This is a genomic window from Paenibacillus mangrovi, from assembly GCF_022898935.1.
GTDB lineage: Bacteria > Bacillota > Bacilli > Paenibacillales > Paenibacillaceae > Paenibacillus_AQ > Paenibacillus_AQ mangrovi.
Map to the genome: position 1 here is coordinate 523,972 of NZ_JALIRP010000002.1, position 17,243 is coordinate 541,214.

Consider the following 17,243-nt stretch of genomic DNA (forward strand, 5'->3'; position numbering starts at 1 on the left):
GCAGAAAAGCTATTTTGAAATTGATTAAATCAGTAATATAAGTTCATTATAGAAAAAAAATCGGTTTCACAATATACGAATTCAATGAATTTGATGGGAGGAAATCATTTATTTTTTCGTGCTTCGATCAGCTATTACACTAAACATGACAAAAAACGTATTAAAAAAGACAAGAACCGGATACACCGTATAGCGTATCTGGTTCTCTGCTGCGTTTACCCAATTAATGTGTGATGGTGATTAATTGGACCTCATGAGGCTGAAGATGGGCATGAAGCGTTATGTTTCCATCGCTTTGCGCGGATTCTCTGCAGTACAGTGGATGTGACTGGTGAGCGAGCAAATCTTCCTCTTCATGACTGAGTTGTTCAGGCGCCCCCATTCGAATCCATGCGTCAAAAGTACTGCCGCCATGGGGGCCAATACTATAGCGGCGCAGTGTGTACTTTCCTTCCTCAAGTCCATCCAATCGAATATGGAAAGATTGCGGCCGCTTTTCGTTGAACACTTTATACCGCTCCGTTTTGGTAAGATGGGTGGTATGGCGGTAGCGATACAGCATGTCATAGTGAGTATAGTTGTACAGGAAGATTTGGATTTCACTACCTTTTTTAGTAATGAAATAGCCTTTGTCAGATGCAACCAAATCATCTCCGATGCGGCTTAGCAATTGCATCGCCCTATAAGCGCTTTTGGGAAGGCCGTTACGGGTAAAAAGACCAAACCCGCCATGGAACAATTCAGCAGCAGGCGCGATCTCATCGAGTTGGTCGCTGGCACTGAAATATCCCATAGCATGGTAGCTGTCGTAGTTTTCTAATATAGATTTAAAAATATAGGCAGATTTATAGCTCGTATCATTGCACAAATCACGCTGCCAGATATTGTTGCTCCATTCCTCCAGCATCATGGGCAGATCAAGGCCATACTCCTTAGTTACCCCTTGGATCGCTTTCATGGCGCTTGCAAGGTACTGCTCGTCGCCACTCACAGCGAGGTCCAATGCATCATTCGTCTTATTTAGGCGTAGACTGCCCTTTTCGGTGCCAGGAACGATGCTGGTGAAAGCACGAAAAGAGAGAATATCCGGTATACACAACTCTGATTTGCACATGTCCAAAAACCATCGGTTGGCTGCAAGAGAATCAATGGAATTCCCCGGACCGCAAATGATCAATTCACTGCAAACGGATTTAATGGCTCGATATGATGTGAGATAAATCCGGGTGTATTCTTCCTGGGTAAATAATCCAAGCCCCGAATACTCAGGTGCGCACCACGGGGAAAATAACCAACTGCGCAAGGATTTCTGCCCATAGCGCTGCACAAGATGTTTAACGATCGCTTTGATCAGCTCCCCCCATTGCTCAATATCTGTGGGAGCAGATATGACTGACGGCCAGCGAAAAACGGAAGATTTATTTTGGGCGAGAATCGATGGCATATAGCTGAACTCTAGCATCGGTAAAGCTCCCGTTGAAAGTATAAAATCCACCACTGCGTCTAGATAGACAAAGTTGTAAGAGAGTTTACCATCGGCATCTGTAGTAAGCAGCATCATATCATCGTCAAGGATTCCCTTGCAGCGTATATACTGGAATCCAATCTCACGCTGAAGATGGGCAATCTGCTTTTGCACGGAGCCGTTCAAAAGATCCTTGCCATAACCCGCGTTAATGAGACGCTTCCAATTGTGATGCAGCGGCTTTATGGTCTCATTCGTATTCACCGTAATCTCGGTCGTATCAACGGGTTCGTAAACGCTTTCCTCACATGCAACGTCTGCATAACGCATCAGTGAAGAAAAAGCGGTTGAAAAACCATCTTCGGTCTCTGTGGGTCTGGCCGTGTTTTCGATTTTGGGCTCCTTGATGTTACGTCGATATTGACCCGGTGTCATACCATGATACTGCTTGAAAGCTTCTATGAAAGCATGAGCGCTTGAAAATCCGCTGTTGTAAGCGATCTCTGTAATGGTCGCTTCACTTGCCAAAAGTACGGTAGCGTGTATCAAGCGGACCTGAGAAAGGTAAGCTTTGAATGGAACTCCAAGATACTTCTGAAAAATCCTTGAAATATAGGAACTGCTCAGAAAAGTATGTTTGGCCAGATCGGCTAAAGTGATATTTCCCTGATAGTGCTGGTGAATATAATCTGTAGCTGCACGCAAATGTTCCTTGGCTGAGTTTTGTTCATGGCTAGCAGGTTCACAAATCAAAAAATGCTGGAATAAATGATCCAGCAAACCTACCAACTTCCCCCGCAGATGTATGGAAAGCTGAGATTCATTTTTATATTGAGCTCGAAAAGCATGGGCAAAATCCCGGCGCAACAGGTCAAAAGGTTGTTGACGATCTTCAGAAAACAAAAAAGATTTGCAGTTAACCACCGGCCTTTTGAGCTCGGGACAAATCGACGTAATAAATGCCGGAGATATGAGCAGCGAAAGTGCTAAAGCGCCCTGATCCAAAGCTATACTTCGCATCTGGAAGCTGTTGACTGCAAAGATATCCCCTTCTCGGATCGCATAAGACTTGGCCCCTTCTCCACAGTGCAACCAGCCTGTACCCTGCAGGACAAAAATCAACTCAAGCTGCTGATGCCACTCAGGAGCCGCATCACTGGGTTTGATTAACAAAAATTCAAACTCAGTGGACAATATATTATTGAATTTTTTCACGTTATTCTCCCCCCCAGAGGTCACATTGCTGTCGTCATAATCTATTGTAAGAGGATCTTCTCCTATGCCAAATGTGATTCAAGAGTAGTACCATAATTAACTTGTATTATAGATTTTATGATTGTCCATATCAACTTGTCTCAACTTTCGCAGAGTATTAAACAAAAATACAGACGCCCGTAATCCGGACGCCTGCATTCAATCATCATATCATTTAACATACAACAAATATTGGGCATCCCTCAGCAAGTAGTCCGCCGCCTTGCTTGAAATATGCTTACCGCTTTGTGCCTTCACCTCATTGGCAAAGCCTTCTAAGGCGTTCGCATCCAATTTACGCTGTAAACTATTCACGATACCCGCATTATCGATCCATCCGGCATCCTTAAAGTTTGTTACTAAAGCCTTCAAGGAATCAACGCTTGTCGTGGTCTGAAATGATACCGTTTTGCTGACTGTGTTCCCCGCCAGATCGCTCGCCGTTACAGTCAACTCATGCGAACCGAGCGGCAACGTATAGAGATGAATCGCCGATCCTTGCTGAATCGCGTACGTATCTACCGTGACTGTAGTTTTGCTGTTGTCAACCCCTGACAAGTCATCGCTCAGTGTAATGACGGGTGTAATATCCTCGGCGTCGCTATACATATCATGTTCGAATCCGGTGACGGTGATTGCCGGAGCAGTGGTGTCCAGATTAATACTGATGTTTTGGGGCTCTTCTACGTTGCCGGCATTGTCCGTCGAACGGTAGCTGATCGTGTTCACGCCGTCTTTTTCGAACGTGATCTCCGACGTATAGCTTTGCCATGTTGTTCCGTCGTCTAGACTGTACTCAGTCTTGGATACACCGGACGCATCGTCTGTAGCGCTAAGTTTTAGCGTTACTGGATGTACGTACCAACCGTTCAGTCCATCCGGCTGAGATGGGGTTATCTCTTCTTTTGTCACTGGCGCTGTGTTATCTGTTGAATACGAATATTCAAAGGCGTCTACAGCCGCAATCGTCCCGAGAGAAGCAGGATTCTTGGTTCCTTTGTTGACAACTTTAATCGTATGTGAGGCATAGGGCAGACCTGCCTTGGAATATGCCACCACCTGTTTGGTTGTTTTTGACGCGTACAAATCAATATCGCCTTGAGCAAGTACACCGTCCAAATACACATCCACAATCCCCATATTTTGCTGCTTCATGCTGATATACTTGATGGAAGTGCCCGTAAACGTGAATTGTGCGTAGCTCCCCGCTGCTGACGAGTATTTCTCTGTTCCTAAATAATCGGAGCCATCATTATAGTTTGACCAAGCGCCGTTATAAGTCACGCTTGCATCCCGGTCGTCCACTTTAACGATCGTATCTCCCGGCGGTGCTGACGGTATGGAATTAACCGTATAGGTCGAACCCACTTGTGTATTGAACTCGATTTGATCTTTGCTGACTGTCGTATAGGTAACTGGTGTGCCGTTTTGATCCACGACAGCAGCACCTTTAATATTCGGGTAATACAATACAGCTCTGGAACCGGCTAGCGATTTGATCTTGATGCTTGTTGCCCGAGATTGCGCCCACGATACGCCAACTTCGAATCCATTGCGAGCTTTCAGTCCGGAATAGCTTCCATCTGACCAAGACGAAGGAAGGGCAGGTAAAATGTGAATGTTGTCCAAATGGCTCTGAAGCAGCATTTCGGATATGCCTGATGTCGCCCCGAAGTTGCCGTCAATCTGGAACGGAGGATGTGTATCGAACAGATTGCTCAGCGTACTGCCCATGAGTTGCCCTTGCAAAATCGTATGTGCATGATTGCCGTCCAGCAAACGGGCCCATAAGTTGATTTTGTTTGCCTTGCTCCATCCAGTGCCATCATCCCCGCGATGTTCCAGGGTCACTTTAGCTGCATCAAACCATTCTGGCGTATCTTTGTTAATCTGTTTCCCCGGAAAAAGACCGACAAGCTGAGAAACATGGCGGTGCGTATTGTTCGGATCGTCGATGTCCTGCTTCCATTCCTGAATTTGACCATAACGACCAACTTTAATGGGTGAAAGCATATCCCGCTTGGCAATGATCTCATTTCGGAAGGCTTCATCCACGTTCAGCTTCTGGCTTGCTTCGATTGTATTCGTAAACAAATCCCATACCAGCTGCTGGTCGAACGCACAGCCTTTGCTGATATCCCCTTGCTCAGGTGAGTAGCATGGCGAGGATACTAACGTCCCATCAGAATCCTTAACCAAGTACTTGATCCAGAACTCAGAAGCTTCCTTTAGAATTGGATAAATCCGGTTCAACTTTGCCGTATCGCCAGAAAACTTATAGTATTCCCACACGTTATTTGCGATAAAAGCATTAGCCCCTGGCGCCCAGCCCCAGTAAAATCCCCATCCTGGCGCAGTGAATCCAAACGGGTTGTTCATCGTATTCACCGTCCAGCCTCCGCCTGTAACACCATAATGTTTCTCTGCTGACACCCGACCAGGGGCCAATAGAGATTCCACATAATCAATCAGAGGAACCATCGTTTCGTCGAGATTTGCCACTTCAGCCGGCCAATAGTTCATTTGTACATTAATATTAAAATGATAATCACTGTCCCATGGCGGTGTGTTTGAATTATTCCAAACCCCTTGCAGGTTCGCCGGGAGAGAACCCGAACGCGAGGAAGAGATCAGCAGGTAGCGGCCATATTGATAGAAAAGCACTTCGAGCGCTTTATCTTTCGTTGTGCTATATGTAGAAAGAAGCTGATTCGTAGGAATTTGCGGCGTTGACTCTCCCAGATTCAAAGTCACGCGATTAAACAGAGCTTGATAATCATTCGTATGATTATTTTTCAACGTCGCATACAGTTTGCTTGATGCTGAATTAATGGTTGATGTCACCCAATTGTGAGGATCGGCCCCCTTATATGTCGGATACTCATTCACATAATCCGTGCCGGCAGCTAAAATAACGGTTAGCGCATTTGCACCAGAAACATTGATTTTCCCTGTTCCCGGCGTGATTGTGCCGCCTTCGTTCAATACTTTGACTTGAGATTCATACAGCATCTGATTATTGCTGACATTCCCTCGGATTGTAATCGTGTCGCCGCTTGCCGTAACGGCTCCTCCTTGGGCGCTTGTCGGCCGAACATCGAGCGATATTTTTCCTTCTTGGCTGGCGGTAAACCTCATCACCATCACGTTATCCGGATAGCTGACAAAATACTCACGAAGATAGTCAACGCCATCGTATGTATAGGAAACTCTAGCAATACCGTCCTGTAAATCCAGTTCTCTGCGGTAATCAGAAACCGTAATCGCACTTGGTAGAGCAAGATCAAAATACATATCACCGAAATTTTGATAATCGCCGAATCCCGTTTGAGTCCCGGTCAAATATGAGCTCGCTTCATCGCCAGCTCCGTTAACGTCGCCTGCATCCAATTTGGAGCGAACGCTTGCCAAATGGCTTGCCGCACCGTCTCGATTACCGAAAGTATAGGACCGTGTAGAGTTCGGACCGCCGGTCCAAAGCGTTTTTTCATTGAACTGGATATGCTCCTGATCCACGCCGCCAAATACCATGCCTCCCATGGAACCATTACCGATCGGGAGCGCTTGGGATTCCCAATTTGTAGCAGGCGATTGATACCACAATGATAGCTTGTGTTCCGGAGCCCCTGCCGAACCCGTGTAAGTAACTTTAGCAGCTGCTGCCTGCGATTCAGTGGGAAAACCCGTAAACATTGAAAACACGAGACTCGCGATAGCGCTTATGACAATAGCCCTCTTTCTTCTGCTTTTTTTGGCATACATAATGCTTCCTCCATTCATCATTATATATGAGTTCCATATCAGTATATAAGTTGTAAAATTTAAAAAAATAGAAAATTCTCCTATTTAAAGTTGAATTTATTACGATTCTTCCGTTTCAATGAAAATAAGCCGCTCACAAAAGAGGACCGGCAACCTAAAAGCTGCCAGTCCTTCCGTCTGTTTAGTTTTTCAGGGTGTCAGCATGATCGGATCCGTCTTTTCGATCACCTGACCATCTTTCGTGTACAGTACATAGACATAGACGGTTTGACCCTTGGTCAAATCCTCGAAACGAACGCCTTTGGAATTGTACTCCGCGTTTTTGTAAAGCTTGAACGTTCCAGGTTTCCCCGTAGTTGACAGATACGCAGAATACCCTTTGCCATTTGAGCTTCGGATCGGGAACTCGATCTGTGTGAAGTCCTTATTGTAGAGAACACCGTATGTTTCTAACAGGGGGACGGTGTTCCGGAAGGTCGCTGTGAGGCTGACATTATGGGTAGGCATGGTGAACGTAGCGTTCGGATTCGTCAGATCGTCCAGTACGACGTCGTCAGAGACCCACCTGTCGAACACCCAATAATCCTGCGGGGTGTCCGCTGTCAACGTCACCGTGTCGCCCGCTCTCGCCTTACTAGGCAGCGAGGCACCGCTGGCTACCGTAATCGTATACTTCGGGCTCAGCTTGCGCAATGTGTATGTCTCTCCGGCAACGGTATCGAAGGTAACGGTGGCTTCGCTTTCCCAGTTGGGGGCGGTTCCGATGGTGATTTCAATCTCACGGCCGGATGAGTCAAAGACATCGGTGCCCACAGCCCAAGGAGAGGCGACGGTCAGAGGTTTGCCCGCCTCACTCTTGATGGTCACATTTTGTACCTCGTTTGACGCTCCATCGTAAGCAGCGGACACAACGAAGGCTCCCGGTGCGCGAAGTCTGGCAAAGGAGGCGTTCTTTCCGCTCACCCAGTTCGGGAACACTTTCATAATGCCCCGGTCACTCATGAGCAGCATGCTGTTGATCGCCTCGGTCGCACCGATCTTCTCCACGCCGTGCACACCATCACTAATGCGCAGATTAGGTTGAATCTGTGCTTTGATCGTGTTGGTTATATTTCCCAAGACTGCATCCGCGGGGTATCTAGAGTGAACCGCGTCGTTGAAGATTCTAGGGAAATTGTTGATCTGACTCCACGCCCTGGTACCGAACACGTCGATCGTATTTCTGGCGATCTGCAGCTCACTGTCCGAGGAGTAGTAACCCAGCTGGCCACCCGGGACAACGATGTCCAGCGGGATGATATTTCCGTCCCCCGGAACAGGATTGGCCAGATCTACCCATTGCCCGTTCTTCCACTCCTTTTCCGCGAGGGCATAGACCTGCTTGCCATTCCACACACTGGTCGGCTGCGGAGCAAGGTGATCAAAGATATCCTGCCAATGTGCCCGCAGATCCGCATCTCTGTCCAGCGTGACGCTAGCGGCAATCAATTCAGACAAGACATTCTTAAGCGCCGCAAGTTCCACCGCGGGGTTTTTGGCCCACGAGCCCTCGTTGTAACCGGCATACAAGGTATACGTGTCGCCCGTCTTGTCGAGCCATGCGTCATAGAAGTTCACGCATTTCTTAAGATAGTCATAAACGTAGGTTTCCAGATACGTCTTGTCCTGCGTATAGCGGTAATATTGAATCAAAGGATAACTGCTGAACGAGGCGTTGAGCGCCTCGGAGAGATAATTATCATCCGTGACGGTGCCCCACGGTCCAATACCCACCGGATACAAAACCGCATCAGCGATTCCATCTTGCAGATCCGGGCGGCTGTTGACATAGTCTCCATTGATTCGTCTGATCTGATTCGGGTCCGCAGCGCGCCTTATACCCTCGGGCACGAAGCTCAAGATCGCCTCTCCGGCCGGCAGCGACAGGTCGTGGCGGTTGCTGGAGTTGGCTCCGAAAAACGTGGCAATGAAGTTGTAGTTGAGATGGTAATCGGAGGACCAGCTAGCGGTGTCGGTGGTGTGCCATATCCCATAGAGCCCCGGGGCAACTTTTCCGGATCTTGCGGTGCTGCCGAGAAGATACTGCGCCCCATAATAGTATTTCTGTACGTCGGCGTAGTCCGGGAGGTTGATGTATGAGGCAGACCAGAAGTTTTTCCACCAGCTTTGATGATCGGCCCACAGTGTTTCAATATCCTGAGTATCGTTGATCGGAGACAGAAGAGCGCTCGCCTCGGAGACCGGATCGATCGTGAGTAATTTGTTCGTTGAGTCGTAGGTCTTTCCGCCGCCGCCGATCGCTGTGACGATCTGCACCGTCTGACCGGCATCCAGCGTAAACGCCGTGGTACCCGTGCCTTTCAAGCTGTTGGCAGAGACCGTGCTTTCGGCGCCCAGCACCTTAGTCGCAAGTGCCGCCTTCGACGTCCATGAATTCGGGTTAAGAGGCGCATTGTTGAACGTCGCCCTTGTGGCTACCGCGTAACCGTCAACTTTGTCAGCAGTGGCCGGGTAGTTTCGGTTGTCCGCCTTCCCCCAGGAATTCACCTCCAGATCCACTGGCTCGGATCCCAAAGACGTGAGCTCTGTAACCAACAAGTTTTTTGAGGGGGATAGCCATGTTTCCATCGACAGATTCACGCCATTGATACTCAGCTTGGTCTGGATCTGCGCGTTCAAGATATCCTGTTTCTCGTACGTCGGCGTATTGCTGAAGCGTTTGCTGTAGAGTTCCAGCTCATGAATACGCAGCACATGCTCTTTACCCGCCTCAGTAGATGCTTTAGTGACCCACAGCCTCACGTAGCGCGCCGTGACCGGAGTCGCAAGATTTCTGTTTACAATAGCTGCATCGTTGCCTGCCACAGAGTCCATATTGACCCAGCCACTCTGCTCGTTGACGTTGTCCCAGGTAACCCCGCTCTCGTCAGGCAAGTATTGCAGCGCAAAATCTTTGGTATTGCGAGAGATAGGTTCGCCCGCCAAGCTTGCGTTATACATACTGTAACTGGCAATCGACGTAGGCTCTCCTAAATCGATAATCGCCCAGTGCGGGGTCGCTAGATTTGTGGTGCACCATTTCTTATAAGCATCGTTGGATATGCCGTCAACCAACAGCTCTGGACCGAAGCCGGACAAGAAATCGTCAACCTTCACCGGCCGATTCAGCGCAATGTTCGGATTCCCTTGAACAGGTGTTGTTTGCTGCTGGATCGTGATGCCGCCGATGGGCAGAGGTTTGGTATTATTGTCTCCGCTATTAAACACGCCTTTCAGATCTCCCGCCGAAATGAAGTCGGATTTCGAGATGAGGAACGTCTTCTGCTCTTTTGCACCAGCTGATGTTATACCCACATCGCCGTTGCCAAGCAGCGCCGTGTTGGGCATTTGGTCTGAATAGGCGCCGCTGTAACCGTCGCCATTCCATTCGCCGTAGATCTTTCCTACAATCTTACTGATGGTTCCCCAGTCATCTGTACCCACTGTTTCTTCGACCTGCTTTCCCGGGAGGACATCATTTGATTCAACCCCACCGATTTCGTCAGCTGCCAGCGTGGATGGCAAATTCCATACTGTTGCACTAAAACAAAGACTAAGGGACAGCGACAGAACTCGTTTCAGTGTTCTTGACAGTTTCATAATATCTCCTCCTGTTTGATTGGATTTGTCTTTCGATTCAAATCAACAAGGCGCGAAAACCGTGTATGAATCGATTTGTGGATCACCCTCCTTATTGCTATTTTAAAATCAGCCAAGATTTACAAATAGTAAAGAAATTAAAGATTCACTCTAAAATCTAATCAAAAAAATCTTTATTCTAATAACCGCCTTCCTTTATGGAAACGGATTCATACATTTATAAGAAAAAAACGAGCTCTAAAGAAAGATTAGCTCGTTAGATCTGAAACTCTTATATTTTATAGTCGCCCGCGGCTGATACATGCCTTCAGACATCCGATCTACTTTTGCATATCAATCAGGAATTGATCAAACACTCTGCGTTTTACGTCTTAATGTATACCTTTTACCTGCTTCCGTATTAAAAGATATGATGTTCTCAAATAGCTTCCAATCGATTTTCTTTTGTTGATCTCCATCTATTTCCTTAATGCAGATTACTTCATCCGGCCATGGATTGAAGACGCGACACGTTCTGCCGGCCTCACTAATAATGTCAACATATGATACCATCTCATTGGACAGCTCACTTGATACAATAAATGCCCCAACGGCTCTTAGGTTAGTAAAGTGTGCAGCCTTTTCCTGTGGCCAGACAGGGAACAATCTAATGACATGCTCATGACTTTGCATCAGCATTTCATTTATTGCCGACGGTACGCCGCTGCAACACTCAATCCCTCCCCCACCAAAGAAAATAAACAAGTTAGGGAAACTATGCTCTAAACATTGGCGACGCAGCTCGCGCAAGATGATTTCAGGATCATATCCGACTCGCGCCGCAGCAGTAAATATCGTTGGAAACCCATTGTAATCCGTCCAGCGGTTTAGAACGGTAATTGTATTTTGGGCAATTTCAAGAAGCTTGGGATCAGAATCAAGTCCGATCGCTCCCGCAGGCCAAATATGCTGAATGGCTAGAGTATTATCCGGCCACCAATCTCGACCCTGCTCCGTTAATCGGAATATCGTCTTCCCGTCTCGTTCATACGTTGGAAGATCGCTTATATGTTCCAGAATATGTAACCACTTTTCACGTCGCTCGGAATTGAGACTCAATTCTTTGGACATATCGAGCAGCCCTTTGAACACCGACCGAATTAACCCTAATGAAAGAAGTGGGTTCATATCCTCGAATTCCTTCAGCCATTCATCATTCGAATGTGACGCTTCCCACGTTGGAACTTCATGAATCGCATCACGATAAATAACGTAACGGTTTCCTTCGAAAGTTAAGTAGTCCTCCCAAAAATTAGCTACCTCAATGAGGTATGGGTACGCAACTTGGCTAGCATATTGCATATCATAAGTATAGTAGTAACGCATCAGCATATTCACGGCAGTTAGGGCTGCATTGCTCTTCTGCCCTAGGAACAAATGACCGTGTTCATAGGTAAGACTCGCATTCGTAATGGACAGGGCATTAGGAAATCCTTTGGGTCCGATACCAACATCGTAGTAGATCCCGCTGCATTCTAAGTATTGTTCAGCATACTTTCTACCGTTCGACATATATTGGAGCAGCGGCGTGTCATACGGCTCACTCAATTCGATATGATTGGACGAATAAACTCCCCACCATGGAGCTTGATAATTGTAATTCAAGTGATAATCGCCTCCCCAAGCGGGGGTGTCCGTCGTTATCCAGCTGCCAAATAACCCTGGCGGAAACGCTTTGTTGCGACTACAGCAAGCCATGATGTAATGAGAGCCATACCAGAATTTCTCTAGTACCTCGTCTCCAATCTCTATCGAAGACTTGGCCCAAAATTGACTCCACCAGTTTTCATGATCCGCATAAAGCGAATCTATACGGCTCTCGTCGATAAGCTTTGCTTTTTCAATCGACTCTCGTACGTAATCTTTTACATTGTGATTCGTAAGCACATAGGCAACGATATATGTTTTTTTACCAGGCTGCAATTCGAAGGAATTACTTGAATTACCTAAGCATCGCATAGCCACGGTACCTTCTGTTGGCCAGTCTAGATCGGAACCAGTAAATTTCCTCAAAACCCAATCAACATCGCCATCTTGTCCACTATCCGTTTCCGATTCATGTCCCGACTGAACCCATAAATCCACTTTAACTGAAATGTCTTCCTGGCTTTCACTAAGTAGCTCAACAATGACTGCATTCTCCTCAGCCGCAACCCATGAGGTCATCGTGACGGCCAGGGAATCCCCGCGAAATGTCGACACGACTTTCGCATCATGCAGATGTTGTTCAGCACCGTAAGAAGCTTCCTTCAAAGCTGGAATTTGAATATCAATTCCCCCGAGTAAACACGGGCTGCCATTGGGCCAGATCCGCTTCGCTTTCCAAAAATCAACCTTCGAGATCCATAAGCGCTGCCGTTCAGGCAGTCCGCTAATCACGACGCCGACATCACCGTTCCCAATTATTGGTCCATCAACTACTTTATTCGAAGGCACATTTCTTGGCGGCTCCTTGAATACCCCATTATACTTTGCCATCTTCTCTTTCCAGTCTGCCGGTTTCATTCTATCATCCTCCTGGATTACTTCCCGCTTCTTTCTTGATATCGCTTCAGAGCATCGTTGTAGATTTGAAGTACTTTATCTAGATCACCTGTCTTTTTAATTCTATCTTGGAAGGCCGACCAGTTCAAGAAAACGGTTTCATATATTTATAAAAAAGCTTGAATTAGGAGATAAAACTTATCTCTTCATTCAAGCAAAGAACAACATTATGAATCCAGAGAGTCGGCCAGCCTAATGAATAAATGCATCATTTCTTTTCCTTCGAGAGAAATATTTACTCTATTCGTATGAACCACGGGAAGTTCGGATTGTGTCTCCTCCAGAACATTCGTTTTATACGCAGCTTCAATCACTCTATCCGGAAAAGCAATCTTGACGTTCGTTTCTTGATCCATACAGTTACAAAGACGGACAACAATGCCCGTGCCATCCTCAGAACGTTTTACATCGAATATTCGAACGCCTTCTCCGATCAGCTCGATAAAGCGACCAGCTGCCTCTTCTTTACAATCGATAACCGGAGTAGTAAAAACAGGAGTAACGGCTTGGATAGACGAAACCATCGTAGAATCCAGATTGAATTTTTGGAAAGTAGATAAGACATAGGTGAACGATACAACTCCTGGTTGACGAGCTTGAAAGTTCGTATCCCAGTAGTTATTCATCGGCCATGCAAGCAGCAGAGGATTCGCTTTCCTCGGTACATGCTTCTGCTCTTTGCCGAAGTTGAAATCTCCCACTTGGACAAGCGGAGCATCCAGACAACTCATGGTCAATCCATGCTGGCCGTCGTAGATCGACACGCTTTTATCGACAGTCAGATAATCTCTGCATACGCCCGGAAGCTGCTGGTCATCCAATTCCACGAGTTGTCCGGCCGTATCGTAATGGCAGCGCCATGCTTGCAAGTTCAACGGAATGGCAAAATAGGTGCCTTCAGGAGTCGTGATATCCTGCTTGCCCAAGACGACTTTGATCTCGATATCTGCACGATAACTAAAGAAGGTGAATCTTTGCTCTAATTGTTCGACGCCGGGCGCATCCCATCGTAATATCAAGGTAGCGCTATGCGCGCTTCTTTCTACACTACATGATTCCAGACGAGTATAAGATTTTCTCTTGGCTTTCCAGTCATGATTCCAATCGGTAATGCTGTTATTCCCATTTTCAACATTACGGGGAAAAATGGCACTGCGGTTGTTCGAATGATAGATCGGATCAACCGTTTCCTGCACGTACTGGAATAGCGTCCAAGGACTGTTTGCATCCAGAACTTCCCAATCTTGTTGTTTATCATATAGTCTAGTGATTCGGCCAGTTAACGGGTTATAGTTGCACACATGAAAAGGTGTTTCGATTGTACCCAGTCGCGTTGTAATCTTGCGTTCCCAGGGTCCTTCACCCGCGGTTTCAATGATACCTGGATCCATCTGGATCCCCTTTGACTGCGGCGCTTCTTGTAAATTTCGAATAGGTATCTTGCGCCAACTGAAAGGAGGAAGTTGGGCCGTTCCATAACTCGTTCCTTGATGATGGGTGTCGTTGTTCATTAATACTTGACGCATTCGGTCTGCGTTCAGATGCCTCCCTGGAAACGTAAAACTGGATGGAATCCGAATGTCGTGCGATATCGGCACCGAAGAAGGATTGATAAGCAGTATCCCTTCCGGCTCTTTCGACTGCAGCGGATTGTTCGCGAGCTTTTCAATTTGAGTGCTCAATAAATATCCCGTTAAGCTGTTCGCCTGATAGGCATAATGCGCCTTATGCATGTGCTGAATCGCGACATTCAGATGATCCGGCTCCGAAACCGAATTAAAAGCACCCCAGGTATGTTCATCATAAAGATGGATTTGCTCCCATGCCTGCTTCTTGATCGATAGATAGGAGACGTCCGTTTCCGCTTGGAAAGCATCTAGCAGCTCGACAGCTTTCATTCCCTGCTTCGTTCGGCGATTCAGCTTGACTTCTTTGGCAGAGCTGCCAGAACCAAAGTTCCAATAATCCGTCCAATCCCCGGCATGAGTCGGCAATGCTGCCGCGTGAGCCCGAACTCTGGCATAGAGCTGTTCCGGCGTTACGAAAGAGATGGTTTGTTCACGCTGTTCCGCATTCCAAGTTTTAAGAAGTCCCGCTAATTCGCGATCTGGTGGGTTATTGTCGTAAAGCGGTAAATTCGTCGCGGTCAAGTACACGAAGTCAAACGGATACTCCGGATTTGCTTCGATTTTATGAAGATATTTAGCAAGGCCTTTAGCCATAATGTGTGTATCTAGTGCATTTACGTCGCAGATTTGGCTGAAAAGCGAATAATGTTCGCCATTAAAGGTAAGCAATTTTCGGTGATCCGGCGCTTCCCAATGGAAGGCATTGGGTCGATTAAAGGGAACGCCGCCAAAGTGGATATTGATGCCCATGATAAAAAATTCTACGCCGGCATCCAATAGAAGTTGGCTATACGGCCATGGCTGACCGTTTATGTCATGGTGAATAGCCGTCTTGATTTCGATATCGAATTGGCTGCGCAACTGGCGGACAGGATACAGCATTCTGGTTATTTCTTCAGCTGAGCATAGCGGCGTCGTATGCATAAACGAAGCGGAGATACTCATTTGTCCGTTATGTAAATAATGCTTGAACCGGTCGATTTGACTCGCCTTCGCCGTCTCCAACCAGCGCAGCACGGGGTAGCTAGACTCGCAGGTCCAACGAAACCTGTTTACTTCCTCCCAATCCTCGGTCATCTCGCACATTTCCAGCGCTTGATCGATATATCTTTTTTGCATTTCCAGCAATATGGGCTGTGCGTGCGTATATCCGACATCCAAGTGACTATGATGCAGCACGAGCACCTCTTTGATTTTTGACATCCGTTATCTTCCTTTCTGTTATCCTTTCAATGAGCCTGAAGTGATGCCTTCTACGAATTGTTTCTGCAGTGCGAGGTACAACACGATAATCGGCAGCGAGGCCAGAAACATCATCGAAAACATTTGTCCCCAATTGATCGAGAATTGTCCAATGACGCGATAAATGCCTGCCGTGATCGTCGTTCCTTTAATCGGTCCGATAATGATAAGTGGATTCAAAAAATCGTTCCAAACCCATAAGCCAATGAAAATGATGACACTCGAAGTACACGGCCCAAGTAACGGAAAGATAATCTTCCAGAAGGTTCTAAGCGGGCCGGATCCGTCGATCGAAGCCGCTTCGTCCAGTTCTCGCGGTATGGTCCGTATGAACCCGGAATACATGAAAATGCCAAAAGGAACATAGTAGCCCATGTAAAAAACGATAAGACCAATCTTCGAACTCATTAAATGCGCCGCCATCAACACTTTAACGACCGGAATCAGAATAATCGTCGTAGGCACCATGAGGCCAAATAGAAAAAAGAGAAGCAGCAATCTCGTTTTTTTGCTGTCGTTCCGAACTAAATAATAAGCTACCATTGATGAGGAGACGATGATGACGAGTAAAGAAATCGCAGTAATTACGACGCTATTCCACATGCTTGTGAACAACAGATGATCCGGTCTAGTGAGGATGCCTTTCAGATTCTCCAAAGTGAATCGCGTTGGAAAGCCAAGCGGATCGGCCATGATCTTGTCGTTTTCCTTGAAAATATTAACGAGAACGAGATACAAGGGTAAGAAGAATACTAATGTGATGCAAATCGTAATCATTTTATGAGCTCTGGATAACCATTTGGAAGACATTTAATATTCAACCTCCCTGCGCTTCAATAAGGTGACGACGACAACGGAAATGATGCCAATCAGCAGAAACAATACGACGGCCATGCTCGAAGCGTACCCCATTTGATTTTCGTTGAATCCCATGTTGATGATTTTCAAAGAAATGGTCTCGGTCGTCGTTCCTGGGCCGCCATTCGTCAACACGACGACATGGTCGAAAACTTTGAAGGAAGAAATCAACAGCATTACGGTATTGATCGTAATTCCCGGCGCAAGCAGCGGAAACGTAATATGTTTGAACTTCTGCCAGCGGTTGCATCCATCTATTTTTGCGGCTTCGTATAGGTCGCTCGGAATGCTTTGCAGTGTTGCAAGGAAGACAACTGTGCAGAAGCCCATCGATTGCCAAACGATAACGGCGATAATGGAGTAAACGACAACGCTCGTATTTGCGAGCCAACTCGTACCGCCCAGACCGATGTATCCTAGCAGCTTATTGAGTACGCCCTCATCAGTCAGAATGATCGACCAAATGAATCCGACAATGACGGGGCTCAATACTTGAGGTGTGAAAAAAACGGTTCTGGATGCGTTATAGACCCAGCCCTTGAAGTTTACTAGCAGAGCGGAAAGCAGCCCCAATCCGTTTGATGCCAAAGTGACGATGAATGCAATCAAGCAAGTCACGTAGATCGCATGCCCGAACTCGGCGTCACTCGCCAGCTTTTTATAGTTGTCGATCCCGATCCAATTAAAATCAGGATACAACGGGTTAAAATTCGTAAAACTGTAATACACGCAAAAGATGACCGGTAAGATGACGAGACCGAGGTAGATGATCAGACCGTGGGACACGAAGAGAAAGAAGTTGGACCATTTGT

At 46.8% G+C, this 17,243-nt stretch carries 7 protein-coding genes; all 7 read right to left on the reverse strand.

Annotation, left to right across the window (positions count from 1 at the left end; translation table 11 throughout):
• Window positions 1-223: 223 nt before the first annotated feature.
• The 7 genes from MUG84_RS07105 to MUG84_RS07135 all read right to left on the reverse strand — a co-directional run bounded on the left by MUG84_RS07105 (window position 224) and on the right by MUG84_RS07135 (window position 17,160).
• Window positions 224-2,680: a GH39 family glycosyl hydrolase gene (locus MUG84_RS07105; protein ID WP_244722470.1), complete on the reverse strand. Its 2,457-nt coding sequence runs from the start codon at window positions 2,678-2,680 to the stop codon at window positions 224-226.
• 210 nt (window positions 2,681-2,890) lie between these two features.
• Window positions 2,891-6,481 carry a glycosyl hydrolase family 95 catalytic domain-containing protein gene (locus MUG84_RS07110; protein WP_244722473.1) on the reverse strand — a complete coding sequence of 1,197 codons (3,591 nt, stop codon included), beginning with the start codon at window positions 6,479-6,481 and terminating at the stop codon, window positions 2,891-2,893.
• A 189-nt stretch (window positions 6,482-6,670) separates the two neighbouring features.
• Window positions 6,671-10,120 (reverse strand): glycosyl hydrolase family 95 catalytic domain-containing protein, encoded by a 3,450-nt coding sequence (locus MUG84_RS07115; protein WP_244722477.1) that lies wholly within the window; start codon window positions 10,118-10,120, stop codon window positions 6,671-6,673.
• A 348-nt stretch (window positions 10,121-10,468) separates the two neighbouring features.
• Window positions 10,469-12,664, reverse strand: a complete 2,196-nt coding sequence (locus MUG84_RS07120) for a glycosyl hydrolase family 95 catalytic domain-containing protein (RefSeq protein WP_244722480.1) — start codon at window positions 12,662-12,664, stop codon at window positions 10,469-10,471.
• Window positions 12,665-12,870: 206 nt separating this feature from the next.
• The gene (locus tag MUG84_RS07125) at window positions 12,871-15,534 is read right to left on the reverse strand and encodes a glycoside hydrolase family 38 N-terminal domain-containing protein (RefSeq protein WP_244722483.1); all 2,664 of its coding nucleotides are present in this window, start codon (window positions 15,532-15,534) and stop codon (window positions 12,871-12,873) included.
• An 18-nt stretch (window positions 15,535-15,552) separates the two neighbouring features.
• A complete protein-coding gene (locus tag MUG84_RS07130) occupies window positions 15,553-16,383 on the reverse strand; it encodes a carbohydrate ABC transporter permease (RefSeq protein WP_244722486.1) in 831 nt (276 codons plus the stop codon).
• On the reverse strand, window positions 16,384-17,160 hold the full coding sequence (locus tag MUG84_RS07135) for a carbohydrate ABC transporter permease (RefSeq protein ID WP_244722489.1): 777 nt from the start codon (window positions 17,158-17,160) through the stop codon (window positions 16,384-16,386). It abuts the gene before it with no gap.
• Window positions 17,161-17,243: the final 83 nt, after the last annotated feature.